Genomic DNA, 25,293 nt, shown 5'->3' with positions numbered 1-25,293 from the left:
TGCCTACATTATGCCCAAGGAAAATCCAAATGAGCGGCTCGGTAAATTAATAAAGAAACTGTTAAAGGAGCGTGCTCTATCTATGCGCCAACTAGGAACACTGACAAATATTGATCCTGCAACAATTTCAAGAATAATTAATGGCAAACAACAACCGAAGCAAAATCATTTACAAAAATTCGCAAAATGTCTACAAGTTCCACCGCAATTATTACTTGATGAAATGTATCCTGACTCTCCACACATAAATAAGGAAAAAGCAGATATGTACACATCTCTCGATACAATTCAGCAAACATTACAATCCTCTAACCTATTCGACTTCGAGTACACAACAACTCGTGTGAAACAAGAACTTGAAAATTACGAGCGCTATGCTCAAACTACTGAAGGCGAAAAACGTATTCACGAGAGTTTCAAAAGTAAACTAGAACAAATTGATAGTGCCGGCCCTTTCATTGAACAATTAACAAGTATGTACCAACAATTTTGTACAGAAACCATTTCAAACGAAGAACGTGCAATTATTGGGGGTGCCTTACTATATTTCATTTTATCAACAGACATTATTCCCGATTATCTTTTTCCAATTGGCTATTTAGATGATGCCATTGCCGTTGAATTAGCTAAAGAGAAATTAATTGAAGTCAAACGAAGAACATAAACAGCATAACAAGCTATTTCAGATATTGAATTTATCCACCTCTGAAATAGTTACAAAAAAATCGTACAAGCATACTCACTCGCACGATTCAAAAATCAAACTATTTTCTTATTTTCTCGTATGACACCATTCATATATAAAAGCAGTAATTACTTTTGTAAATTCAATTAACTGCTCCACTTCAACTTTCTCATTTACAGAGTGTGCTTCTTCTAGTGTGCCTGGTCCATAAATAATCGCTGGAATGTGGAACTCACTAAACCAACCGCCATCAGTTACCGTTGCTGACATATCTAAAATTGCATTTTTAGATAAAATAGATTCATGTACTGAACTTAGAGTTTTTACAGCAACATGTTCGCTATCTACTTCTAAAGAAGGAAAAATTTCGCCACGATCCACAATCATTGATTCTCCGCCCCACTTAAATTGTGGTGGGTTCTCGCTTAACCATGGATCTGCTGCTGCCACTTTTCCTAAATACTCTTCTATTTCTTCTATTATTTGTTCATGCGTTTCATTTGGATAAAAATGTACGGTTATCCACAATCGGCACTCATCCGCAATAAATGCCGCATGACGTCCTCCTTCAATAACAGCTGGATTAATTGTAGTTGTTCCAGATGGATAGCCTTCATATGTTTTCATGACTGCCCAATGACGCTCTAATTCTTGTAAGCTTTGCACAATTTTCATCATTTTCTCAATCGCACTCGCTCCAAATAGACGTCCTCCAGCATGGATCATTTGTCTACGTGTTGCATCATGAAACGTTTGCGGGCTTTTCACAGTAATCCATCCAGTAATTACGCCGCCCTGTCCTTGCATATGTAAATCACTCGTATCCACTACTACTGCAAAATCAGCATCATAACCACGCTTACAACATTGAAGTGTCCCTGCTTCTCCTACTTCTTCGCCAATTACCGATTGAAAAATTAAATCCCCAGGCAATTCAATCCCCGCTTCTTCTAAAAGCTGAATAGCAAATAAGGCTCCAGCTAGTCCACCTTTCATATCTGCCGCGCCTCTCCCAACTAACCAACCATCTGTTATAAACGGCTCAAACGGATTTGTTTCCCACGGCTCGTCCTTTGATACTTCTGCAACATCTATATGCCCATTAATAATGAGACTTTTATGTGACTCACTTGCTGTCCCTTTTTTCACTCCAACAACATTCGGATCATTCGGATATACATCCCATTTATCAATACTAAAATTTCGTTTTTTTAGAAACTCTGCCACAAATTCTTGCGCCTCATTTATATTTCTTGCTGGTGGTGCTGGTGTTTCAAAGCGAATTAAAGCTTTTGTAAGTTCTAGTAGCTCGTCTTTTCGTAAATCAATTTGTTTTAATAGCTGTGCAACTTCTTGATTCATTGCTAATTCCCCTTTGCATACGTAGTATGTTTCCAGCTTTATTTTCACAAAAAAAGAGACTGTTTACAATCTTACAGTCTCCAAATTAATCAATATTATAAAGTGAAACTATAATTAGTGGGGGGTGTTCATCCCCCACTAATTATTAGCCTTCACCAATCGGGCGTTTACGGGCAGTTGATCTCCCACCTAACTTCTTTGCTCCAGCCGAATTTTGAAGTGAGAGTTTTACTGCCCGTTAATGCGGGGTAAACTTTCTACTTCTGTTGTATTTGTCTTTTCAATATGTTCTACTTTACTTCCCTTATTTCTTGTAGCACGGTAAAACAGTAAGCAAATAATCATAAATGGAATACCACAATACAATGCCATTCTTTGTTCCGGAATAAAAGCCATGCCAACAATTACAGTTAAATTTAATACTAACGCAAGAATTGGAACAAATGGATACAGTGGTGTTTTAAATTTCAAATCCTTAATATCTCCGCCCTGCTTTAAGTATGTCCTTCTAGCTAATAGGTTAGATAAAGCAATAGATGCCCAAACTAATATCGCTCCGAACCCTGCAATTGAAAGAAGCCATAAATAAACTGTATCTTCCGCATAAATACCTGATAGTAATGAGAGACACCCTACAAACGTACTTACAATCAATGCATAAATAGGAACACCGTTTTTAGATAATTTACCAAAAATCGGGCTAATCATTCCTTGATTCGACATCGACCATAGCATACGGGAAGTTGCATATAATCCTGAATTCGCAACTGATAGTACAGCTGTAATAATAACGAAATTTATAATATCAGCCGCATAAGGAATACCAATTTTATCAAATACAACTACGAATGGACTTTCTATCACGCCTGCTTGCTGCCAAGGAAATAGTCCCGCAAGAATAAAAATAGATAGTACAAAGAAAATAAGTATGCGCCAAACTGTATTATTAATTGCCTTCGGGATAGTTTTCTCTGGATTTTCACTCTCACCAGCTGCAATACCAACTAGTTCTGTTCCTTGGAAGGAAAAATTAACTGCAATCATCGTAATTAAAATAGCCGATAATCCATTTGGGAATAATCCACCATAATCAGTAAAGCTAGAAAACATTGGTGCTGGTTCATTTCCTTTCATATCTAGAAAACCAAACATTGCCGCCCCGCCCAAAATAATAAATGCAATGATTGTAATTACTTTAATACTTGCAAACCAAAATTCAACTTCCGCAAAACTTCTTGAAGATAATGCATTAATAGCAAAGAGCAACACTGCAAACGCTACACACCAAATCCATGACGGTACATCAGGAAACCATCGTTTCATCAAAATACTAACTGCAATTAATTCAATACCTATCGTAGCAGACCAGTTTAGCCACGACATCCATCCCACTACATAACCCGCTGCAGGAGAAATGTGCTTTGTAGCATACGTTTGATAAGATCCTGCGTCAGGCATCGCAACCGCTAACTCTCCTAGACAGAGCATCGTTAAATACATAACAAACCCACCGACAAGATACGCTACAATTGCCCCTCCAGGTCCAGCTTCATGAATTGTATAACCCGATCCTAAAAAAAGTCCTGTACCAATAACTCCCCCGAGTGCAATCATAAATATGTGCCGACTTTTCAATTCCCTTTTTAATCCCTGGTTTTGATCCATCATATAAATCCCCCCTTTTCACTTAGCAAACCCTTTTAATGTAAGCGTTTTTAAAACCCTTCATAGTAAAAATTATTATTAAAAAGTGCAAAATACATATTACTACTATTAATCACTACCCGTTATTAAAAGGTCATCTCTCACTGTTATTAATAGTTTTTGATCAGCGATAGCTTGTCCTTCTACCACTTCTAAGGATTCGATATAACCACTGATTCCCACTTTAATTTCCACTTGCTGCTTATCTATTGTTTCAATTAACGCTAATTTCTCCCACTCATATACGTAAGAACTTTCAGTAACAAATAATTTCTCTACTTTCCCGTAACAAGGACTATACACGCCTTCTATAACCGTCTTCACTTTATAAATTCCTCCCTCTTATTAATTGGCACTGAAACGTTGCATAACCTATAAAGATTCCTAATCCCCCTACTCTTTAAATTTAGAGATCTCAACTACTATTCATGCAAAATACGTACCAACCTCAACACCTATGTAAAATTGGGATTTCTTACGAAAAAAATCTGCATAACCGCAAAATTTTTCTATCATTTGAAAAGTTTTAAGAGAAAATAGCAAAAAAATTTTGCGATTTTATGAGAATTTTAATAAAATTATAAAAAGTCAGTCTTCATAGGGTATAACGAGGAGAAGATAATACATGCATACAGAAGAAATCAATTTTAAAAAGATTATTGAAATGAATATGCTATATGAAACTTTACTAAATGAACTAGATATTGGGATTCATATTATTAATGAGGAAAGTAAAACGATTATCTATAACCGCAAAATGATGGACATTGAATCAATGGATCGTTCTGATGTGCTAGACAAAAATCCTTTAGAAGTATTTGCATTTGAAGAAAATAAAAATAGTACTCTTATAGAAGCATTAAAACTTGGAAAAACAAACAAAAATATAAAACAAACGTATTTTAACAATAAAGGACAAGAGATTACGACGATTAACGATACTTTTCCTATAATAGAAAATGGAAAAATTAAAGGCGCTATTGAAATTTCAAAAGAGATTAGTCATTTAAAGCAAACAATGAAAACGAACCTTTCTCGCAAACAAAATACTAAGTTTACCTTTGATCACATAATTGGTGATTCTAGAGCTATTCAATCGGTCATTGCAGAGGCAAAGAGAGTAATACGTACATCCTCCTCCATACTTATCATCGGGGAAACAGGGACTGGTAAAGAGCTATTTGCGCAAAGCATCCATAATGAAAGCCAGCGTTCAACAAAACCATTTATTTCGCAAAACTGTGCCGCTATACCAGAAACCTTAATGGAAAGTCTACTATTTGGTACAAATCGAGGTGCTTTTACAGGAGCAATAGATAAACCTGGTTTATTTGAAGAAGCAAACGGCGGGACTTTGTTATTAGATGAAATCAACTCACTAAGTCCAACACTTCAAGCTAAATTGCTGCGGGCTATACAAGAAAAAACAATACGAAGAATCGGAGGCACACAAGAAAAAGAAATTGATGTTCGTATTATAGCAACTATTAATGAAGATCCTCTTGAAGCCATAGCACACAATCGATTAAGGCAAGACTTATATTACAGATTAAGCGTTGTTACTTTATGTCTTCCACCTTTACGGGAACGAAAAGAAGATATTGCATATCTTGTTCAACACTTTATTGAAAAATACAATATCCAATTTGATCTTAGCGTAAAAGATGTAGATTTAAACGTAAATAACTTCTTCTATAAATACGATTGGCCTGGTAATGTGAGAGAACTAGAACATATAATTGAAGGCTCCATGAACTTAATAGAAGATGAAGATATCATTACAGCGTTCCATATGCCAACGCACTTTCGCGAACTAGCAAAAAAGGAACTCAATATGCAGACTCCGCTAACTAGTCACAATACTGATACGCCACAAAATTTAAAACGTATAATCGAAGAAATGGAAAAGAAATATATCCATCAAATTCTTAAAGAAAATAAAGGTAATATCTCACAGGCCGCAAAGTTTTTAGGATTGAGCAGACAAAACTTACAATATCGAATTAAAAAATTGCATTTACACATATGAAATAAAGTGAAACTTTGATCAGTGGGGGTTTTGTCCATCCCCCACTGATCATTAGCCCACACCAATTGGGCGTTTACGGGCAGCCCGACTCCCACCTAACTCCCTCGCATTCGCCGAATTTTGATGTGGGAGTCTTACTGCCCGCAAATAGCGGGATGAATATTTCTCCAAGTGTAAGTAACCATTTGGGAAAATATGTTATAATATACATGCAACATGCTAGAAAGGGGCTATATATATGAGTAATGATAAAAAATTAAAGTTACTACACTATTTAGGTCTTTTCCCTACCATTCTATGTATAATGCTATTCATTGATATGAGCAGCTTTCCTCATGCAAAGCTATTAGGCATAATTAGTGGCTCCTTTGCAGCTATTATGCTTGCTGCTTTTTGGAATTTGAAGCTACGTATGAAGAAAGAAAAATCTTCTTAATTTCAAAGTGCAAAAAAAATCGAGCCTTATCAGCTCGATTTTTTTACTTATTATTAAAATTTAACATTCTCCAAGTACAACCCGCTCGCCTCAGCAAGACAATTAATTTGATTACGTTGTTTTTCCTCTAAAATGTTTGGAATTGCGTCCGCCTCTAATTGTCCTAATCCAACTTCAATTAATGCTCCAACAATTTTTCGCACCATGTTATGAAGGAATCCGTTACCACTTACTCTAATTTGTACAAATCCTGATTCTTCGAAAACATCAAGTGTATACACTTCTCGAACCATAGATTTTTTCTTAGACTTTGCATTTGAAAAAGCAGTGAAGTCATGTGAACCAATTAAATGTTTCGCAGCTTCTTTCATGCTTTTCACATTTAATTGTTTATTCACGTGCATGCTGTATTTACGCATAAATGGGTTCGTATGCTCTTCATTCCAAATTTTATACAGATATGTTTTTGCTTTAGAATTGTAACGAGCGTGGAAACGATCTGGTACTTCTTCTACACTCGTAATACTAATATCATTTGGTAAATATTGATTTAAATACTTTTTCACTTTATGTTCTACTAACTTCTCATCACTTTGAAAGTTAGCTACTTGATTCAAAGCGTGTACACCAGCATCCGTTCTACTACAGCCGATAATTTCAGTTTCTTTTCCGACCATTTCAGATATTATGCTTTCGATTTTTCCTTGAATCGTATTGTCATTGTTACCAAGACGTTGCCACCCTTTATATCGTGCACCGTCATACTGAATTGTTAATTTATAATTGTTCATTGTATTCTCCTTGCCTTTAATAGGCTAAAAATATAATCCCTCATACAACTTTGCCATATGAGGGAACTATAACATATTGTTACTTCATTCCAAAAGGAATACAGTAATCTATTTACTAATTACGATTCGTTTGAATCCAAGAATCTCCTAAATATGTTTTAATTTTCAACCAACCAAATGATGTTGTAGATTCTTCAACTACAAATACTGTTTGTGGTGCAAAACTGCCGATTGCTCTACCTAAAGGTTGGTCAAATGCTGTAAACGCATTTGGGACGTAGTAATAAGACCCTTGTGGCGCAATCCATTTTTCTCCAACATCAGCCTTAATTTTCTTCCAACCATTTTCTCCTTGTTGAAGTACTCTTACAGATTGAGCTGAAATTTTCACACCGTGATGCATGTACTTCGGTTCATTGTATGCATAAAAATCACGATTAATATGTTCCACGTGTGGGTAACGAACAATCCACTTCGGTCCTAAATACGTATTAATTAAAGACCAACCGTTTTCTTTTGTCTGCAAAATATTAACCGTTTGTGGAGCGAACCAAGCATCTGGATTTTTAGCTTCAGGGCTACTGTATGCAGCGAAATTCTGCTTCATTATTTGCGGCATTCCATTTACACTTGTCCACTTCTGCCCCAAATATGTATCAATTAAAATTTCACCTCTCAGTGTACCATCACGTGCAATAACAGTTTGAGGACCAAATACGTACTTCGCACTGTCCATATTAATCCAATCAAAAGCTTCAAAAGTCCGATTAATTTCTACTTGAGCACCCTCAGGCGCAATAAATCCGCCACTAATCTTCCACCATCCATTAGGATGTCGATTTGTAACATAAACCATTTCTCCTGGCTGCAGTTCTTTTTTTACAGGTGAATTAAAACTGCGGCTTTCATATACTTTTAATGTTTTTGTTGTTTCATACGATTCCGCATATGCAGAAGTTGCGAATAAAGAAACGATTCCAAAGACAAATAACGCCAACCATTTTTTCATAAATCTTCTCCCTTTTAGCTTATTTTCTATAGCAAAATCGCTATAATACATACATATTGTAATTTATTAAAGCGTAGTGGTCTATACAATCTTAATACTGTATATTTTTACAAACTCATTTCGAATTTAGAAAGAAAAACTCATATACTCTCTACAGAAAATATGTATATTGATTATGTAACGTGATAAGTAATTACCTTGAATCTAGCTGCTAATATAACAAAAAATGTTGATGCAGTTAACTACATCAACATTTTTAATCCTTCTTATTTCAACTTTAATCTAACTACACTCTCCACATGAGCTGTATGTGGGAACATATCAACTGGTTGTACATATTCCACTTCATAACTCTTCATTAATGCGTTCACATCACGTGCTAATGAGGATGGATTACAAGATACGTAAACAACTCTTTTCGGCTTTACTTTTAAAATCGTTTCCAGTAATTTATCATCGCAACCTGTACGCGGTGGATCGACAACAATGACATCTGGACGCCATCCTTCTTTTACCCACTTTGGTAACCATTGTTCCGCTTTACCAGCTTCATACTTTGCATTTGTGAATCCGTGGCGTTTTGCATTTTTCTTTGCATCTTCAATCGCTTCTGGAATTACATCCATACCACGTACTTCCGCTGCATCATTCGCAAGCCAAAGTCCAATTGTACCGACACCGCAATACGCATCCACAATCTTCTCGTTTCCTGTTAAAGCAGCTGCTTTTTTCGCTTCATCGTATAAAACAACCGTTTGTTCTGGATTTAATTGGAAGAATGCGCGTGCTGATAATTCAAATGATAAATCACCTAGTGTTTCTTGAATTACTTCTTTTCCAGCTAATTTAAATGTTTTATCACCAAAAATAACAGATGTTTTACGCCAGTTTACGTTTTGCATAATTGATTTAACACTTGGCATTTGTTTTTGTACTTCTGCGATAAATTGATCTTTATTTGGTAATTCTTCTTTTGTTGTAATAAGTGTGACTTGCACTTCCCCTGTTTGAACTGCAGTACGTGTCACAATTGTGCGTACTAAACCTTTTTGTTTTTTCTCATTGTAAATAGAAACATTTAATTTTTCTAATATACGTCTTACAACTTTTGTCGCTTCATTCGTTGCTTTATGTTGAATCATACAATGAGAAATATCAATTAACTGATGTGAGTTTTGCTTATATAACCCTGTAATAACCTTTTCGTCTTTACGCCCCACTTGCAATTGACTTTTATTACGATAATGCCATGGATTTTCCATACCAAGCGTCGGACGAATTTTCTCTTCTAGACTGTCATTCATATACTTCTCGAATGCCTGTACAACGATATCACGCTTTTGATTTAATTGTTCTTTATAATCTAAGTGCTGCAATTGACAGCCACCACACTCCTCATATACTGAACATGGTGCTTTCACACGGTGTGGTGATGATTTACGAACTTTTTTCACTTTCGCTTCAGCGAAGCCACGCTGAATTTTCGTTGCTTCAGCAACAACTTCTTCTCCTGGTAATGCCCCTGGAATGAAAACAACTTGTCTCTTAAAATAACCAACGCCTTCTCCGTTAATCCCAAGACGTTTAATTGTCACAGGAAACGTTTGACCAACTTCCAACTTACTCTCTTGTTGCTCTTGTATCATTATTACACCTCTACTCTATACTTTTCCATAAATATAACGCTGCATAACTGCAATATGGTTCACACTCTTGTTTCACTTTTTCTAAAAATGCATCATCAGGCTTATTATCTAATTGAAATACACCTTGAAGTGCACGCCTAATCCCGATATCTGCTTCTGGAAACATGTTTTTCCGGCCAAGCCCAAACATTAAAAAGTTTTGCACTGTCCATGCTCCAATACCCCTTATTGGTAACAATTGTGCCGATACTTCTTCTTCTGTTTCGTTTTCTATCCTTGCTAAATCTAATTTACCGTCTGCAATATGTTTTGCTAATCCTACTATATATTCGGCTTTTCGCTGACTAAACTTCTGCTCTCTCAATTCCTCTATTGAAATATTCGCTACTCTTTCTGGTGTTGGGAAAAAGAAAACGCCGTTCTTCTCTGTCCCATATCGTTTTACAAATTGATCTGTTAGCACCGTAGCAAATTTCAAATTTATTTGTTGATGAATAATACAACGAAGAAGACAAGCGAAATAATCAAATTCTAATATAATTGGAGTATAAGCATATGTTTCAAACAGTGGACGTAATGATGTGTTTAAAAAATGATCTTGTATATTTTGAAACGGTTCATTCCAGTGAAAAATGGACCTCATTCGTTTCATTACTTTCTCTTGATCTCCTGCCTGACTAGAAATCCAAAACTGTGGATTTTGAACAGTACCAATCCCTTGCAAACGAACAACAATTTGTTCTTCGTCTATAAAAAGCGGGACATAAATTACTTTCTCGTCTAATTGAATGACGTTTAACGGGTCGAAAGCTAAACGCTTTAGCACTTCTTCAAAATGGTACGGATATTCTAACGTAACATGTTCGCTCCACATACGTTTCCCCATCCTTTTTACACATCATTATAGCATGAGAAAACCGCAAGCATACATGCTTACGGTTGATTGCTTTTTACTAAATCATCTAGGCTTTTAAAATGATACCCTTTCTCGCGCAAATCATCAATGATTTTCGCAAGTGCTTCTGCATTATCTTTTGATATTGCATGAAGTAACAAAACAGATCCTGGATGAATCATAGTCATTACATTATTATGAGCGTATTGCCATCCTCTTTGCTGATCTACTTTCCAATCAAGAAATGCAAGCGACCAAAACACGTTATAATATCCCATTTCTTTCGTAAGAGCTAACGTTCTTTCGCTAAATACACCTCGCGGAGGGCGTACATATTTCACTTCTTTTTGCCCTGTTACTTTTTTAATCTCTTCCGTTACGCTCGTCAATTCTTCACGAAGTTTTGCATCATTTACTGTTGTAAAATCTGGATGACTCCAAGAATGATTACCAATAATATGTCCTTCATTTTTCATTCTTAATAATAAATCTTTTTGTGTTTTTATATAATGTCCCGTCACAAAGAAAGTTGCTGGTACTTTTTTCTCCTTTAATACATCTAAAATCTTTCCTGTGTATCCATTTTCGTATCCATTATCAAATGTTAAATAAATATCTTTTTTCTTCGTATCTCCTAAATAAAACCCACCATTTTTTTGTATTAATTCTGTATATAGTTTCCCTGCATCTGGCACCGTTTCATTTTTAGGACGTGGGATTCCCCAGTTATGTGGTGTATTCGTATAAGCAAATGTTGAAACTGGAACAAGTGCCATCATAATTGAAAAAATGAGACCTATATATAACCATTTATATTTCATAAATAGTCTCCTTTCCATATATAATCGTACCTGTAGTTTCTGTTTCCCTGCTTTCTTTCATGCTGAACATGATTTTCTATATATACCAAAAAAATGCACCTCGAATAATTCGAGATGCATTTCTCTTTACTTAAATACAGGTTCTTTAAAGCTCGCCAATTTTTCAAGTGATGTTTTATCAACATCAGCATGTAGACTTTTACCATGAGAATCCATCGTTACAACTGCTTTAAAACCATCGATACGTAAATGCCACATTGCCTCTGGGATACCGAATTGTAAGAAATCAACATCTTTCACTTCTTTAATACATTCAGCATAATATTGTGCTGCACCACCAATTGCATTTAAGTACACACCACCGTGTTCTTCTAAAGCTGCTAATGTTTTAGCACCCATACCGCCTTTACCAATTACAGCACGAATACCGAACTTTTTCATAATATCGCCTTGATATGGCTCTTCACGAATGCTTGTCGTTGGACCTGCCGCTTTAATTTGCCAATTGTCATTCTCATCTTTCACTACAACTGGACCGCAGTGATAAATAATTTGTCCCTTTAAATCTACTGGACAATCGTTATCCATTAAATGTTTATGAATCGCATCACGTCCTGTATACATCATGCCGTTAATTGTAACAACATCACCAACACGAAGTTCACGAATTTGCTCTTCTGTAATTGGAGCTTGTAATACGATTTCACGCTGCTCTGTTTGTTCTTGCGCAGCATCTTGCTGAAGTGTATCTTCACCTTCCTGGTACAACCAATCCATAATTTCACCTGTTTCAGGATGAATTGTTACACCAAGACGACGATATGCCCAACAATTATATGCAACAGATACGTAGAAGCTCGCTGGCAAACGATTATATACTCCAACTTTGCAACCTAATAAAGTTGTTTCTCCGCCAAATCCCATCGTACCAATGCCAAGCTTATTTGCATTCTCTAATACGTACTCTTCAAGCTTTTGTAATTCTGGAACTGAATTTACATCATCTAATGTACGGAATAATTGATTTTTTGCTAATTCGTAACCTGATGTGCGGTCTCCCCCGATACCGACGCCGATTACCCCAGCGCTACACCCTTGCCCTTGCGCTTGATATACTGCATGAAGAAGGCATTTACGAATTCCTTCTAAATCACGCCCAGCTCGTCCAAGTCCTTCTATTTCACAAGGCAAGCTATATTGAATATTTTTGTTCTCACAGCCCCCGCCCTTTAAAATTAAACGTGCATCAATGTAATCTTTTTCCCATTGTTCAAACTTAATAACAGGTGTACCTGGTCCTAAATTATTTCCGCTATTGTCTCCAAAAAGAGAATCAACAGAGTTTGGACGAAGTTTACCATCTTTTGTCGCCCGCTCAAGCGCACTATAGATAGCTTCCTTCAGTTTTAATTGATTCACACCAACTGGTGTATAAATTTTAAACGTTGGCATCCCTGTATCTTGGCAAATTGGCGAGATATTATCATCTGCCATTTTAATATTATTCGTAATTGTGCCAAGTGCCATCGCCGAACGAGTTCCTGCATTTTCTCGTTCTTTCGCTTGTTGAATTGCGCGACGAACATCTTTCGGTAAGTTCGTTGACGTTTCAACAATTAGTTGATACATGCTTTCTTGAAGCTTTTCCATTGTTACTTCCCCCTCAATTGTGAACGCTACCAAAACGTTATGAAATAAAAATTCCATTGTTATACTCTTCAGCTGTTTATTTATTTCACGCCATTAAAGGTTAAATGAAATTTTTCACAACTTGATTATACCTTTTTTTCTATATTCCTTCTATTATCCGTACAGAAAAAGGCTGCCAATTTTGTAGTGGCAGCCTTTTTAATATATTATTCGTCTTTTTTAAATTGCTCACATTTCAGTTCTAATTCATCTAACATTGCAAGAAGACGATCTACATCTTCTAATTCTACCTCTTCTGGTTCAATCGTATCAATTACTTCAATGAACATATTTAAACGTTTTTTCAAATATACTAGTTGTGAATCTTTATCTTGAATTGCTTTTCCCATGAAGGCACTCTCCTTTTAATTCGAGTTGCTTTTATTATACCGCAAAAATGATGGATATGGGCATGTAATTTCATCAAATTTGTCGCAGTAATTCATTATAATGTAAGCCCTCTCTCTTTTTTCACAAAAAAGTTTCACTTTATAAAAAGCACATATTCTTCTATTATAGAGAATGGACAAATTGTTATTTCAATAGTCAAAGGAGTATTTCATATGACGATATCACAAATAATGAAGCCGATTACTCCTTCTTACGATCCATGGGAAGCGTATATGGACCTTGAAGAGTACGGCAAACTACTATTAACAAACGTTGAGTTTACAACGACGACGTTATGCAATATGCGTTGCGAGCATTGCGCTGTTGGTTACACATTACAGCCGAAAGATCCAAATCCGCTTCCGATGGAGCTTTTATTAAAACGATTAGATGAGATTCCTTATCTGCGTTCTTTAAGTATTACAGGCGGAGAACCTATGCTTTCAAAAAAATCCGTCGACAACTATGTAACACCACTCTTAAAATACGCCCATGAACGAGGCGTTCGCACTCAAATCAACTCAAACTTAACTATAGATTTAGCACGTTACGAACAAATTATTCCCTACTTAGATGTATTGCACATTTCACATAACTGGGGAACAATCGATGACTTCGTTGAAGGCGGATTTGCAATGATGGAGCGTAAACCTACTTATGAACAGCGCGCTAAATTATTTGAAAGAATGATTACAAATAGTAAAGCTCTATCAGAGGCAGGTGTACTCGTATCAGCCGAAACTATGTTAAACAAACGAACTCTACCACATATTGAACATATTCACCGTCAAATCGTTGAAGAAATGGGCTGTAAACGTCATGAAGTGCACCCAATGTATCCGAGTGACTTCGCTAGCACACTTGAAATTTTAACAAAAGAAGAAATTCGAAATGCAATTGAACATTTATTAGAGATCCGTGATGAAAATGTATGGATGTTATTTGGAACATTACCTTTCTATGCATGTAGTGATGATGAACGTGATTTATACACATTGAAGAGATTACATGAAAGTAAAAATGTAACTGTCCGCAATGATCCAGATGGTCGTTCTCGTTTGAACGTAAATATTTTCGATGGAAATATTATCGTGACCGATTTCGGTGATGTCCCGCTTCTAGGTAATGTACAAACAAATACACTACAAGAAGCTTACGACAAATGGTGTGACTCAAAAACAGCAAAATCATTGAGTTGCCATTGTCCTGCCGTGAAATGCCTTGGACCCAATGTTCTTGTAAAAAATAGCTACTATCCAAAAGAAGATTTCTTATCAAAAACATCAAACATTATGTTATAAAGTGAAACTTTAATCAGTGGGGTTTTATTCATCCCCCACCGATTATTAGCCTTCACCATTCGGGCGTTTACGGGCAGCAGGGCTCCCACCTAACTTCTTTGCTCCAGCCGAATTTTGAGGTGGGAGTTTTACTGTCCGGCAAATAGCGGGATAAATAAAAAACGTCAGCTTATAGGCTGACGTTTTTTATTTCATTGTGAATGTGATGAAGAAACAAATTTAAAAAATAAATGATCATGAATTGGAATAGCAGCTCCGATTCCTTGAGATGTAATATTTTTCACGACAAGTCTTTTTTGATTCCCTTTTAACACAAGGTAGACTTCTCCAAATGTTACTTTTCCTTTTTCATTTACTGCTGGTGTATACGCATATAAATATCCAATTTGACTTGGACTAATATTATAAACACGCTCATGTCCGGTACCATAACCAATGGTTGTTTTAAATGAAAGTGGCAATTGTACTTTTTCAAGCGCTTTTAGAAGCATCATTTTTTTCACATCTGTGGCATCTTTCATATCTGCTGTTAAATCACCTTCGATTGTCTTTTGGGTTTCTTGCTTATAGCGAAGTGGGTATAAGCGATCACCTCCGCGATTATCGTACACGTTGCGATTCACTTGCTTATATTCCCAATTAATCGATGTATCTATTGACTCATAATTTAATGCCCATTGACCTAAATAAATTTTCGCCCGGTATCCTACCGCAAGCGGTGCATTCGAAATTGTTGTTTCATTAAACATTCGAATTAAATCTGGATTTTCAATTTTGATATTTGCTGTTTTCAATAGTTCTTGCGCAAACTTACTTGGCTGTAAACGCGGTAAATCTTGTGCATCATTCGGAAATGTATTATCTTTTGAAATATTTAAAACAGATGAAGGCATTTTTACTTCTACCGTTGTCTTTGCAAAACTACTGTTAGGAAATAATAAGATAAACGAGACCATGGTTGAAAGACATATGCTGTATACTCGTTTCACCTGTCTGGCTCCTTCCTACATAAAGGTATATAATTTACTGTATTTATCCCGCATTAACGGGCAGTAAGATTTCCACCTTAATATTCCAATTAAACAAAGAAATTAGTTTGGAAATCAACTGCCCGTAAAAGCCCGATTGGTTCAGCTAATAATTAGCGGGAGATGGAAATCCCCCACTAATTAAAGTTTCACTTTATTGTTTTCTCTCATACGCATTGTTATCCCTATTTTTCATAATAAATAAAAACCAATTCCCATAATGACATACGCCGCTAATAAAGTGCCTCCTTCAAACCAGTTTGTATCCCCATCATTTGAAATCGCAATGGTTAAGAAAACAGCTGTAATCATAGAAACAAGTTCTGGTATTGTAAATACTAAAGGCATCTTTTGTGCAAAAAGCATCGAAAGAAGTACTAACACAGGAGCAACAAACATGGCGATTTGTAATGTAGAACCTACTGCAATTTCTACTGCGATATTCACTTTATTTTTATATGCCATAATAATCGCAGATGCATGTTCTGCTGCATTACCAACAATTGCAACGATAATAACCCCTATAAATAACTCTGACCAGCCAAACGACTTTGCGACCGTTTCAAAAGTATGTACGAGTGCCTCTGACACATAAGCAACTGCAAGTGTTGCTATCGCTAAAACGAGTAGCGCTTTACCTTTGGACCACTCTGGCTCTTCCTCATGTGCTACTTCATCACTTTTATGTTGATATACACCACGGTGCGTAACTAACTTAAATAGCAATGCAGCAAGGTACATAATAATCATGATAATAGAAACACCAATACTTAATTGATACGTCTTTCCAGCATCCATCTTCATTGAAAAAATCTCCGGAATAACAAAGGCTACGACAACAGCAAATATTAATAAAGCTGAATTATGTCTTGCATCATAAACATTGAAACTTTGCCTTTTATACTTAAGGCCACCTATAAAGAAGGATAGCCCTCCTACCAGTAATAAGTTTCCAAGTACAGAACCAGTTAAGGAAGCTAAAACAACTTCTGTTAATCCTGCCTGAAGTGCAAAAATTGAAATGATAAGTTCAACGGCATTACCGAAAGTGGCATTTAATAAACCACCTATCCGAGGCCCAGAAACGATTGCTAAACTTTCTGTCGCCCTCCCCATAAAACCAGCTAATGCAATAATAGTAATGCAGTATACAGCAAACATAATGGTTTGTGGCCAATGAAGTGTTTTTCCGATTACAGAAAGTGGTACACCTATAAGCGCTACTGTAAGAAATATTTTATTAAACATGCTTTTCATCCTTCCATCGTATGTATTTCTCCTCGATATTATTATTATTCATCTCCTAACTTGTCCGATTTCATCACAATTACGTTTAAAAAATCGGATTGAAGAAAACAGTATGAAAGATATTTAAATTATCTTGTTCAGACAGAAAAAATTACGAATTATGAAAAGAGGCTAAAAATATGCACTTAAAAGAAAAAATCGCAACTATTATTCAAGGTCAACGTACTGGTGTATTATCTACTGTACGTAACGATAAGCCACATAGCGCCTTTATGATGTTTTTCCACGAAGATTTTGTACTATATGTTGCAACAGATCGAAATTCAAAAAAGATAACAGATATCGAAAAAAATCCCAATGTACATGTACTACTTGGACGCGAAGGAAAGAAATTAGATGAAGATTACATTGAAGTTGAAGGTATAGCTTCCATCGAAGAAGATCAAACATTAAAAAACAAATTTTGGACTAATAGCTTAAAACGCTGGTTACTCGGTGCGGAAGACCCTAATTACGTACTAATAAAAATTAATCCCGATACAATTTATTACATCGATAGTGCCGGTACGACCGAGCCCGAGTTTTTACGACTATAAAATAAAAACAAGCCCCCTTTGGTGGGCTTGTTTTGTCGAAAGGTTCTTCTGAAAAAAACAATAAAATAGGTGGAACTTTCTAAAGATTCTGTTATATAATAGAAGTAACTTAAATAAACTGTATTAAAACAGATTGAGGGGAGAAATAAAAATTGATGAAAAGAGAAGAACGAAAAAACATGATTGAGTTTATTGAAAAGAAAAAAGGGATTGAACGTGACGAATTATTATTTATGACGGATGATGAAGTAGAACATATTTATAATGTAACGTACTTTTTATATGAAGAAATAGCAGAGTAGCATAATAAACCCCCACCTTATTAAAAATATAGGGCGGGGGTTTATTTCGTTATTTATACATGAGAATGATTTTCATGTATAATAATGTAAGATTGGAGGAATTTCCCTATGAGTTCATGGCTATTATTCGCACTATTATCAGCAGTTGCCGCTGCCCTCGTATCTATTTTTGGAAAGATTGGCTTAGATGGAATCGATGCCAACGTCGCAACAACGGTTCGCTCTATTATTATGGCATTATTTATGGTAGGGGTTATTATTATACAAGGTAAATTTCAAAATATCGGTGATGTTCTCTTAAATAAAAAAGCACTGCTATTTATCACATTAAGTGGAATCGCTGGTGCTTCGTCATGGCTATTTTATTTTCTTGCATTAAAAACAGGAAAAGTTTCACAAGTAGCACCTATCGATAAATTAAGTGTAGTATTTTCCATTATTCTCGCGATGATTATATTAGGTGAAAAGTTAAACTTTATGACTGGTATTGGTGTAGTCTTTATTACAGCTGGTGTATTATTTATTGCTTTCAGCTAAAAAACCGCTATTATTAGCGGTTTTTTCTTTTCCTTATGTAAATCCACACAATCAATGTTACAATTGCCGAAACTAATAAAATCCATATTCCATAATGATGTAAACTATATTCAACAAAGCGCCACTTCTCTCCCAGTTTCCAACCTAGGCCAATAAAAACACTTATCCAAATTAGTGCACCACCGTAAGCATACAAACAAAAACGCCACCATGTTAAATTTGAAACTCCAGCAAAATATGCTGTTAAATGACGTACTCCTGGTATAAAATATCCAATCATTAAAAGAAATGGACCGTATTTTTCAAATAAAATATGTGTTTTTTCAATATGATGTTCCTTAATTCTAACTTTCGGACCATATTTTTTTAAAACAGGGAGCCCAAGTTTTAAACCTAACATGTAACTTAATGTAATGCCAAGCATTGCCCCTGCCATTCCACTTAAAAAAGCAGCTGTTCCTGACATAACTCCTTTTGAAATGTTATATCCAATAAAAGTCAATAAAAACTCATCCGGTATAGGTAATCCAACAATCCCGCCAGCTAGAGCTATAATAATTCCAAAATAACCATAATGTGCGATTAACTCGCCAATATGTTGTTCCATTCGGAAGACACATCCTATACACGATCGTTATTCCATATTGTGCCCATTCTATCTTTAAGACAAACATGGTATACATATTCACTATACATTGTTTTTATAATGAACTCTACTTCTATTCCATTCCTTAAACAGAGATTTAATCAGTGGGTTTTTTATCCATCCCCACTGATTATTAGCCTGCACCAATCGGGATTAAAAAATAAAAATTCATAGGCTTGTTTTTTTGTTACAATAAAGGAAAGTTACTTTTCGCAACGGTTTAACTCTCAGGAAAAATGATATATCTAGCAAAAACGTAGTTTGGTCTATATAATGCAACTTCTACCTAATAAAGTAACATGCACCCTTTTACATACAACATCATTTTTCTAAATTATACAGGGGGAACGAACATGACCATTGAAAAACAATTTATCCAAAAGATTTACTATAAAACATTTTTAACAGAAGAAACTTCCATTCCGGTAACGGAAGTACTCGGTGAAGCATATATAAATGAATCAAAAAATGAATTCTCCAATATATCTAATATTCGCTTCGCACAAGGTGAAGTTTACTTTCAAAATAACGACTTTGAAGCAGCAATATTTAAATGGGAGAAAGTAAATAATGAACTTGCTCTCTGGGCCATGAAGAATATTGCAGATGCTTATTTCGAATTAGGTTTCTTACCAAAAGCAGAGGAACTTTATAAATCTATTCAATCAGAAGATACAACTCTTACGATGGAAGTTTCCCTACAACTTCTTTCTCTTTATATCGAGCAAGACCGTCTAGGACTGGCATTTAAGACGATTAGTGAAGCTGTTGCATTTCAACCAGACTATCCGAATATTACTGCGATTGCTCGATCGTTCTATGAAAAACAAGAAGATTGGAATAATGCTATTGAACTCGCTGTTCAAGAAGGAATTCGAACAAAATCATTACACTGGTTCGATACTTTAATAAATTATGTGAACAGAGGCTTTACTAAAAAAATTAAACCTGAGTATTTCTATGAATCTTTAAAAGCCTTATATACAATTGATCAAGTTCAATTTAAAGAGCTTGTTATTTCACTTTGGAACAGTTATCAAAATGAATCATTACATCTACCTTGGATTCAAACAATAAATCACTTATTCTTACATATTGAAGTAGACGCTAATGATGATTGGAATGAAATTTCTACTCGCTATCAAGAGACGTATTTTGAATTGATTACTGGACAATATTTCATGCACGAATTACAAGGACTTGTACCAGATTTATTAACAAATTGGTTTAGTTTAACGAAAACCGAGGATTCTTTACTTGTCTCCGCAGCAGTATTAGCATGGAATGAAGTTTCACCGACAACTCTAGAATCATTACTCGTAAAAAGCGCAGGTGCCTTACTTTCAAATGCATCAGCTCATGCAAATGTTGATATGGCAGACGTATCAGCATTATTTGAAACGATTGCTGTATGGGCTGAGAAGAATGATGTAGATTTAGGTCATCAATTCACACTACTTGTTCGTGAGTTATACGATTTAACTGTTACACAACTTCTAGTAGCAGGCGCTAGCGATTATGATAAATCAGCCTTTATTAACTCTATACTAGGAGAAAATATATTAAATGGGGCTATAACAACTTCAATTACATTTAAAGATGATAGTCAAACTGAAATAACTGAGCTTACAGAGCTAGATATACGAAATATACCAAACTTTGACGAACTTCATAACATACTAGCGGCACCTTCTCAGTCAGAACTAGAAAAAAAATGTATTGAAGTTAAATTACCAAGTAGATTTTTACGAAAAAATAAGTTTTCATTCCTTGTCACACCTACTGTGCATGGACAACTTGACAAAAACAGCTCTCACTTTGAATACTTACAGGCAGCAGATAGTCTCATCTATGTACTAAATTCAGCTTCACCATTACATGATGAAGAGCTCGATACATTATTATATATTCGTGAGCAAGTACCAAATTTACAAATTCAATTCGTCTTACAAACAATTGATACGAATACTAGTGAAAACATCACGAACAACATTAAAAAGAAAATACTCGTACATTTCCCAGAAGCACAATTTTTCCCTTACTCTCCTTCACAAGAGAGTAGTGAACAGCTAGGTAACGTAACAGACTCTATTCTTTCTAACCTTACTCAGCGTAACGTTGAAAAAGAACGCATTGAAAAATTATTATGGTTTATCCAAAAAACAATCGCATACCTTGTCAATGAACGTGTGGAATTAGAAAATACGTTAGTGAAATCCGTCCGCTGGAATAAACATATTTTAGTAAAACTTGATGGTTTTATTAATAATCTTACTGCCATCCAAAAAGATAAAATTCGTTCCATTACAGAATCTTATCTCTTAACGAAAGAAGAGATTACGCAGGATATACATTCTCAAATTCCTGAATTGTTGCAGAGTTGCTCTGATCTTGTTCAAGAAGATAGTGATTTCAAATTGGTCCATGAAGAACTAAATGTAGCAATGAATGAAAGAATTCAAAAACATGTACAGCAAGTGCTTCTCCCTAAATTTACTCAATCTATTCAAGAATGGATTGAAACTGCTCATAATGAATTCATTCAAGCTCAGGCTTATTTAGATGAAATGGGCGATACCTTTAATAAGCTCTATGAGGAAGAGCGTATTAAACTTCCTTGTGATTTCAAATTACTAGATGACTGGGATAGAGATGTTGCAAGAATGACGAATAGAATTACAGTAGCTAACATCAATATTTTATTACGCTTTACACCGACACAATTTTTCTTAAAGAGTGCAGGGAAATTATTCGGTAATATGCAAAAAAATCAATCTATGCTATCAAATAAATATAAACAATATATTGAAACAGAAGATTATACAGAAGTTGCTCAGATGATTTCAAAACAATTTTTCCTTCAATTTGAAGTATTTGAAGGTGCGCTAGAACGTGATATCATGATGTTCTTTAAAGACCCTCTTAGCATATTGAAACAAACCGTAGAAGCGGCCCAACTTGAAATACAAGAAGATGAGCAAACATTAACAAAGCTAAGAACGAACCCAGAAACTTATCATGATCCTTTAACACTCTTTAAATTGCAATTGTTACAACGAAAATTCATGTTAAATATCGACCGAAACAATGAAATCATTGCTTCACAAGAAACAATAAATAAAACACCAACTGTTTAAATAAGAAAAACCAAGCAACTAATTCGCTTGGTTTTTCTTATTTCTAATTATCCATTTTCACATGTTCAAATGGATAATATATCGCCATGAGCTTTCCTAATACTTCTGTTCTATCAATGAGCCCTAAGCCGTTCCTACTATCCCTACTAACTAAACGATTATCTCCCATCACAAAAATTTTGTTTTTAGGAATTGTAATCGGTCCAAAATCTTCAGTTAAATTGATAAGTAATTTTTCTGCCTGTTTTTTATTATTCTTTAAATACTCTTCGTTTTTCACTTGATGATTAACATATAATTGATCATTCTTCATCTCAATTACATCTCCTGGCAATCCAATAACTCTCTTCACGTAGAAATTATCTGTCTTCACGACAATAATATCCTCTCTCTCATAACTTTCCAATCTCTTTGCAAGTTTATTAATAATTACTTTATCTCCATCTTGTAACGTCGGCCTCATCGATGCGCCTTTTACAGTCGTAGGAAAAAACAAAAAGATTTTTGCCAAAAACACCACTAAGCATGCAATCGCAATTATTTCAAAGAATTCACGCAAACGTTTTTTCTTTTGCATCATTCCACCATCTCATCATCTTTTTATTTTTATTATAAGTACTCCGACTGATGAATTTCCACAAAATTCTGAATTATAACATTGGAATATTACAAATATAAAAATAACAACACCCATAAATTTACTATCCTTATATACTATATTTTTCATCTACTAAACAGGACTTTTTCTATGACATTCATGCTTAGAAAATATAGAATACTGCATAAGTTAAAAAACAAATATAGTAGCATAGCAATAAAAAAGATACTCTCAAAATAGTCTATCAACTATTTTTGAGAGTATCTTTTTATAATCCTACATATACGATACACATCTGCGCTGCGACATATGTAAACCAAACCCAAAGTGGTTCATACTTCAGTTTGCGCCCCCCGATATCTGTCACACCGATAATAAAATCAGAAATCACAAACAATAAGCCACCAAGTGCTGGCACCCACCATATTCCTGTATTCTCGTAATATAAGGCGAATGCAAAACATGCCATTCCTCCAACCCACAAACCGTAAATTAGAGCCCCAATCGTAAACAATTTATCCTGTTTTTCATTTCGGATAAAAAAGAACCATCCTATAATTAGAAAGAGTCCGTATACGAGTAAACCGATCCAAAAACCATTCCATGAAATACCTGTTTGTAAAAATGCTTTCACATAGAAACAATGTGCAAGAGCGAAAGTAACCATTCCTCCAATTAATCGATGACCAATTGGAATTAATCCTGCCATAAATAAATCCCCTACAGTTGACAATGTCATACCGAGTGCAACCCACGTACTGTACTCAACCGATGGATCTTGTAACCATATCCAAATTGCACTTCCTGTTAAAGAAAAACTAAGAATAAGACGAACCGCTAAAGGTAACGGCATATTATTTCTCGTTCTTTTCGTCTGTCCTATTGCATAAATTGCTCCCATTAAAAAAAGAATAATTTGCCCGACTAACACAATGTAAAGTACATTCATAATATGTTCTCCTCAATAAATGCTTTTTCTATCTTTTTTTCGTTACATATAGCACGTTCTCCTTTTTCTATGTAAAAAAAGAAGAACAATACTGTTCTTCCATTTTAATCGTTTTTCTGTTCTCTATGCTAGTTGTTTTTCTTGCTCAACTTTCTTTTTAACCGGGTTACGATTTACTACAATAATTCCCGCTGCGACACATGCTAAACCAAATAATACAAAGGAATGAATTGCTTCCCCTAAAATCAGACTTGATAGTAGCACACCAAACACTGGTATAAAGAACATATACATCGAGACTTTCCCTACCTTGTTATACTTCATAATTGTATTCCATATACAGAATCCCGCTGCTGATAAGAACGATAAATATATGAGCATAAGTATTGCATGTAGATTAAATGCGAATGGCATCATTCCAACTTGAAATGCACCTATACATATCAAACCAATTGATCCGAAAATCATCTGATATGCTGTCATATACCCAATATCTAACGTTTTACTACCTTCTTTCGCTAATATGTTTCCATACGAATACATCATCGCTGCTCCAAGAAGTAATAAGCTACCTATTCCAAAATGGAATGATAAACTTCCATCACTCGGTACATTCACTAAAATCACACCGCAAAAACCGATAGCTACTCCAATTACCTTTCTCCTATTTAGAGCATCATCTTTATATAAAAAGTGTGCGAGTAAAATTTGAAAGAATGATGATGTTCCTGAAATAATCGCTCCTTCAATTCCTGAGCTGTAACTCATTCCAATATAAAAACATATATATTGAAGAAAAGTTTGAAACAAGCCAATTTGAACTAACTGCTTTCCTGTTCCTTTTTTGAACTTCATATCTTTTCCTAACGCTTTAAAAAATAATAAGAGCATTACACCAGATAAGAAAAAGCGATAGCCAGCAAATAATATTTGTTCCCCGACTTCTTGTGGCTGAATTCCAAGTTCAACATAGCTTAATTTAATAAAGGGAAATGCGCTTCCCCATAAAAATGTTGCTACTATTGCAGCAATAAACACGCCAATCGGATGGGTAAAAAATTTCTCTGTCTTCAACTTGATGTCTTCCTTTCCGACCTTTTTATGAACAATATTCATATATACCAAAGGAAATGCGAAAACACAAGTTTTCAGTTTATCCCGCTATTCGCCGGGTAGTAAAACTCCCACCTCCAAATTCGGCTGGGGCAAAGCAGTTAGGTGGGAGCCCTGCTGCCCGTAAAAGCCCGATTGGTGAAGGCTAATAATCAGTGGGGGATGAACAAAACCCCCACTGATTAAAGTTTCACTTTATACTAAAACAAAAACATATCATCTAAGAAAAACATATGCTATACTATAGAATAATTACAACATAATAACTATTAAAATCAGATTCAACAGAAATGCTGCTATCCATTATGGATGGCAGCTTTCGTCGTTTTATAGGGGTTTCGATTTTGATTCTTTTTCTCAATAAGAATTCGGAAGGAGCGA

The 25,293-nt window shown here is 35.2% G+C and carries 24 protein-coding genes; 8 read left to right on the top strand and 16 right to left on the bottom strand.

Annotated features, from left to right (window positions below):
* The first annotated feature begins 10 nt into the window (after window positions 1-10).
* Window positions 11-664 (top strand): helix-turn-helix domain-containing protein, encoded by a 654-nt coding sequence (locus NSQ47_RS23085; RefSeq protein ID WP_002159397.1) that lies wholly within the window; start codon window positions 11-13, stop codon window positions 662-664.
* 108 nt (window positions 665-772) lie between these two features.
* On the opposite strand, the gene NSQ47_RS23080 is transcribed toward NSQ47_RS23085, so the two are convergent.
* The 3 genes from NSQ47_RS23080 to NSQ47_RS23070 form a co-directional block, all read right to left on the bottom strand.
* The gene (locus NSQ47_RS23080; protein WP_341038055.1) at window positions 773-2,095 is read right to left on the bottom strand and encodes an acetylornithine deacetylase; all 1,323 of its coding nucleotides are present in this window, start codon (window positions 2,093-2,095) and stop codon (window positions 773-775) included.
* A gap of 180 nt (window positions 2,096-2,275) precedes the next feature.
* Window positions 2,276-3,715 (bottom strand): amino acid permease, encoded by a 1,440-nt coding sequence (locus NSQ47_RS23075; RefSeq protein WP_002159399.1) that lies wholly within the window; start codon window positions 3,713-3,715, stop codon window positions 2,276-2,278.
* Window positions 3,716-3,820: 105 nt separating this feature from the next.
* The gene (locus NSQ47_RS23070) at window positions 3,821-4,075 is read right to left on the bottom strand and encodes a biotin/lipoyl-containing protein (protein WP_002010281.1); all 255 of its coding nucleotides are present in this window, start codon (window positions 4,073-4,075) and stop codon (window positions 3,821-3,823) included.
* A gap of 301 nt (window positions 4,076-4,376) precedes the next feature.
* Between NSQ47_RS23070 and NSQ47_RS23065 the strand changes: the two genes are divergently transcribed.
* Together NSQ47_RS23065 and NSQ47_RS23060 are read left to right on the top strand one after the other, a co-directional pair.
* Complete coding sequence (locus tag NSQ47_RS23065; protein ID WP_002159400.1) at window positions 4,377-5,780, top strand: sigma-54 interaction domain-containing protein; 1,404 nt, start codon at window positions 4,377-4,379, stop codon at window positions 5,778-5,780.
* Window positions 5,781-6,018: 238 nt separating this feature from the next.
* Window positions 6,019-6,216 carry a hypothetical protein gene (locus NSQ47_RS23060; protein ID WP_002159401.1) on the top strand — a complete coding sequence of 66 codons (198 nt, stop codon included), beginning with the start codon at window positions 6,019-6,021 and terminating at the stop codon, window positions 6,214-6,216.
* Window positions 6,217-6,269: 53 nt separating this feature from the next.
* Here the strand turns inward: NSQ47_RS23060 and truA are convergent, their stop codons facing one another.
* From truA to NSQ47_RS23025, 7 genes are all read right to left on the bottom strand, one after another.
* Window positions 6,270-7,007, bottom strand: coding sequence for a tRNA pseudouridine(38-40) synthase TruA (truA, locus tag NSQ47_RS23055; protein WP_002113777.1), 738 nt, complete (start codon window positions 7,005-7,007; stop codon window positions 6,270-6,272).
* A 115-nt stretch (window positions 7,008-7,122) separates the two neighbouring features.
* A complete protein-coding gene (locus tag NSQ47_RS23050) occupies window positions 7,123-8,016 on the bottom strand; it encodes an S-layer protein (RefSeq protein WP_341038054.1) in 894 nt (297 codons plus the stop codon).
* A 266-nt stretch (window positions 8,017-8,282) separates the two neighbouring features.
* Window positions 8,283-9,662, bottom strand: coding sequence for a 23S rRNA (uracil(1939)-C(5))-methyltransferase RlmD (gene rlmD / locus NSQ47_RS23045; RefSeq protein ID WP_341038053.1), 1,380 nt, complete (start codon window positions 9,660-9,662; stop codon window positions 8,283-8,285).
* A 10-nt stretch (window positions 9,663-9,672) separates the two neighbouring features.
* Window positions 9,673-10,536 (bottom strand): DNA-3-methyladenine glycosylase family protein, encoded by an 864-nt coding sequence (locus tag NSQ47_RS23040; RefSeq protein ID WP_002113774.1) that lies wholly within the window; start codon window positions 10,534-10,536, stop codon window positions 9,673-9,675.
* 59 nt (window positions 10,537-10,595) lie between these two features.
* Window positions 10,596-11,378, bottom strand: a complete 783-nt coding sequence (pdaA, locus tag NSQ47_RS23035; protein WP_016097025.1) for a delta-lactam-biosynthetic de-N-acetylase — start codon at window positions 11,376-11,378, stop codon at window positions 10,596-10,598.
* Between the two features lie 126 nt (window positions 11,379-11,504).
* The gene (gene fumA, locus NSQ47_RS23030) at window positions 11,505-13,028 is read right to left on the bottom strand and encodes a class I fumarate hydratase (RefSeq protein ID WP_087945984.1); all 1,524 of its coding nucleotides are present in this window, start codon (window positions 13,026-13,028) and stop codon (window positions 11,505-11,507) included.
* Between the two features lie 206 nt (window positions 13,029-13,234).
* Window positions 13,235-13,417, bottom strand: a complete 183-nt coding sequence (locus tag NSQ47_RS23025; protein WP_002091170.1) for an SE1561 family protein — start codon at window positions 13,415-13,417, stop codon at window positions 13,235-13,237.
* Window positions 13,418-13,630: 213 nt separating this feature from the next.
* Between NSQ47_RS23025 and yfkAB the strand changes: the two genes are divergently transcribed.
* Window positions 13,631-14,758 carry a radical SAM/CxCxxxxC motif protein YfkAB gene (gene yfkAB / locus NSQ47_RS23020; RefSeq protein WP_002113768.1) on the top strand — a complete coding sequence of 376 codons (1,128 nt, stop codon included), beginning with the start codon at window positions 13,631-13,633 and terminating at the stop codon, window positions 14,756-14,758.
* A gap of 191 nt (window positions 14,759-14,949) precedes the next feature.
* Here yfkAB and NSQ47_RS23015 read toward each other — a convergent pair whose 3' ends face one another.
* Together NSQ47_RS23015 and cax are read right to left on the bottom strand one after the other, a co-directional pair.
* A complete protein-coding gene (locus tag NSQ47_RS23015; protein ID WP_002159405.1) occupies window positions 14,950-15,747 on the bottom strand; it encodes a YfkD famly protein in 798 nt (265 codons plus the stop codon).
* Between the two features lie 231 nt (window positions 15,748-15,978).
* On the bottom strand, window positions 15,979-17,034 hold the full coding sequence (cax, locus tag NSQ47_RS23010; RefSeq protein ID WP_002159406.1) for a calcium/proton exchanger: 1,056 nt from the start codon (window positions 17,032-17,034) through the stop codon (window positions 15,979-15,981).
* Window positions 17,035-17,213: 179 nt separating this feature from the next.
* Here cax and NSQ47_RS23005 point away from each other — a divergent pair, with 179 nt between their 5' ends.
* The 3 genes from NSQ47_RS23005 (at window position 17,214) to NSQ47_RS22995 (ending at window position 18,469) form a co-directional block, all read left to right on the top strand.
* Window positions 17,214-17,630 carry a pyridoxamine 5'-phosphate oxidase family protein gene (locus NSQ47_RS23005; RefSeq protein ID WP_002140268.1) on the top strand — a complete coding sequence of 139 codons (417 nt, stop codon included), beginning with the start codon at window positions 17,214-17,216 and terminating at the stop codon, window positions 17,628-17,630.
* Between the two features lie 155 nt (window positions 17,631-17,785).
* Window positions 17,786-17,932, top strand: a complete 147-nt coding sequence (locus tag NSQ47_RS23000; RefSeq protein WP_000817786.1) for a BH0509 family protein — start codon at window positions 17,786-17,788, stop codon at window positions 17,930-17,932.
* Between the two features lie 108 nt (window positions 17,933-18,040).
* Window positions 18,041-18,469: an EamA family transporter gene (locus NSQ47_RS22995; RefSeq protein WP_002113746.1), complete on the top strand. Its 429-nt coding sequence runs from the start codon at window positions 18,041-18,043 to the stop codon at window positions 18,467-18,469.
* A gap of 13 nt (window positions 18,470-18,482) precedes the next feature.
* Here the strand turns inward: NSQ47_RS22995 and NSQ47_RS22990 are convergent, their stop codons facing one another.
* Window positions 18,483-19,076, bottom strand: a complete 594-nt coding sequence (locus NSQ47_RS22990; protein ID WP_078180151.1) for a DedA family protein — start codon at window positions 19,074-19,076, stop codon at window positions 18,483-18,485.
* Window positions 19,077-19,468: 392 nt separating this feature from the next.
* On the opposite strand from NSQ47_RS22990, the gene NSQ47_RS22985 reads away from it, so the two are divergent.
* Window positions 19,469-22,252: a tetratricopeptide repeat protein gene (locus NSQ47_RS22985; RefSeq protein ID WP_341038052.1), complete on the top strand. Its 2,784-nt coding sequence runs from the start codon at window positions 19,469-19,471 to the stop codon at window positions 22,250-22,252.
* A 43-nt stretch (window positions 22,253-22,295) separates the two neighbouring features.
* On the opposite strand, the gene lepB is transcribed toward NSQ47_RS22985, so the two are convergent.
* The 3 genes from lepB to NSQ47_RS22970 all read right to left on the bottom strand — a co-directional run bounded on the left by lepB (window position 22,296) and on the right by NSQ47_RS22970 (window position 24,873).
* Window positions 22,296-22,832, bottom strand: coding sequence for a signal peptidase I (lepB, locus tag NSQ47_RS22980; protein ID WP_070169839.1), 537 nt, complete (start codon window positions 22,830-22,832; stop codon window positions 22,296-22,298).
* A gap of 286 nt (window positions 22,833-23,118) precedes the next feature.
* Window positions 23,119-23,799 (bottom strand): lysoplasmalogenase, encoded by a 681-nt coding sequence (locus NSQ47_RS22975; protein WP_341038051.1) that lies wholly within the window; start codon window positions 23,797-23,799, stop codon window positions 23,119-23,121.
* A gap of 123 nt (window positions 23,800-23,922) precedes the next feature.
* On the bottom strand, window positions 23,923-24,873 hold the full coding sequence (locus tag NSQ47_RS22970) for a DMT family transporter (RefSeq protein WP_088077378.1): 951 nt from the start codon (window positions 24,871-24,873) through the stop codon (window positions 23,923-23,925).
* Between the last annotated feature and the right edge of the window lie 420 nt (window positions 24,874-25,293).

The organism is Bacillus sp. FSL R10-2780 (genome assembly GCF_038006125.1).
In the GTDB taxonomy this organism is placed as follows: Bacteria; Bacillota; Bacilli; order Bacillales; family Bacillaceae_G; genus Bacillus_A; species Bacillus_A cereus_U.
The sequence above is the reverse complement of the archived record's forward strand: the minus strand, read 5'-3'. Positions and strand labels throughout refer to the sequence as shown.

Excerpts from the sequence above, each read along its gene's own strand:
- NSQ47_RS23065 (WP_002159400.1), top strand. The coding sequence starts at position 4,377 with ATGCATACAGAAGAAATCAATTTTAAAAAGATTATTGAAATGAATATG.
- pdaA (WP_016097025.1), bottom strand. The coding sequence starts at position 11,378 with ATGAAATATAAATGGTTATATATAGGTCTCATTTTTTCAATTATGATG.
- lepB (WP_070169839.1), bottom strand. The coding sequence starts at position 22,832 with ATGATGCAAAAGAAAAAACGTTTGCGTGAATTCTTTGAAATAATTGCG.
- NSQ47_RS22975 (WP_341038051.1), bottom strand. The coding sequence starts at position 23,799 with ATGAATGTACTTTACATTGTGTTAGTCGGGCAAATTATTCTTTTTTTA.
- cax (WP_002159406.1), bottom strand. The coding sequence starts at position 17,034 with ATGTTTAATAAAATATTTCTTACAGTAGCGCTTATAGGTGTACCACTT.
- fumA (WP_087945984.1), bottom strand. The coding sequence starts at position 13,028 with ATGGAAAAGCTTCAAGAAAGCATGTATCAACTAATTGTTGAAACGTCA.
- rlmD (WP_341038053.1), bottom strand. The coding sequence starts at position 9,662 with ATGATACAAGAGCAACAAGAGAGTAAGTTGGAAGTTGGTCAAACGTTT.
- NSQ47_RS23050 (WP_341038054.1), bottom strand. The coding sequence starts at position 8,016 with ATGAAAAAATGGTTGGCGTTATTTGTCTTTGGAATCGTTTCTTTATTC.
- NSQ47_RS23040 (WP_002113774.1), bottom strand. The coding sequence starts at position 10,536 with ATGTGGAGCGAACATGTTACGTTAGAATATCCGTACCATTTTGAAGAA.
- NSQ47_RS22985 (WP_341038052.1), top strand. The coding sequence starts at position 19,469 with ATGACCATTGAAAAACAATTTATCCAAAAGATTTACTATAAAACATTT.
- yfkAB (WP_002113768.1), top strand. The coding sequence starts at position 13,631 with ATGACGATATCACAAATAATGAAGCCGATTACTCCTTCTTACGATCCA.
- NSQ47_RS23005 (WP_002140268.1), top strand. The coding sequence starts at position 17,214 with ATGCACTTAAAAGAAAAAATCGCAACTATTATTCAAGGTCAACGTACT.
- NSQ47_RS23085 (WP_002159397.1), top strand. The coding sequence starts at position 11 with ATGCCCAAGGAAAATCCAAATGAGCGGCTCGGTAAATTAATAAAGAAA.
- NSQ47_RS23075 (WP_002159399.1), bottom strand. The coding sequence starts at position 3,715 with ATGATGGATCAAAACCAGGGATTAAAAAGGGAATTGAAAAGTCGGCAC.
- NSQ47_RS22995 (WP_002113746.1), top strand. The coding sequence starts at position 18,041 with ATGAGTTCATGGCTATTATTCGCACTATTATCAGCAGTTGCCGCTGCC.
- truA (WP_002113777.1), bottom strand. The coding sequence starts at position 7,007 with ATGAACAATTATAAATTAACAATTCAGTATGACGGTGCACGATATAAA.
- NSQ47_RS23025 (WP_002091170.1), bottom strand. The coding sequence starts at position 13,417 with ATGGGAAAAGCAATTCAAGATAAAGATTCACAACTAGTATATTTGAAA.
- NSQ47_RS22990 (WP_078180151.1), bottom strand. The coding sequence starts at position 19,076 with ATGGAACAACATATTGGCGAGTTAATCGCACATTATGGTTATTTTGGA.
- NSQ47_RS23000 (WP_000817786.1), top strand. The coding sequence starts at position 17,786 with ATGAAAAGAGAAGAACGAAAAAACATGATTGAGTTTATTGAAAAGAAA.
- NSQ47_RS23060 (WP_002159401.1), top strand. The coding sequence starts at position 6,019 with ATGAGTAATGATAAAAAATTAAAGTTACTACACTATTTAGGTCTTTTC.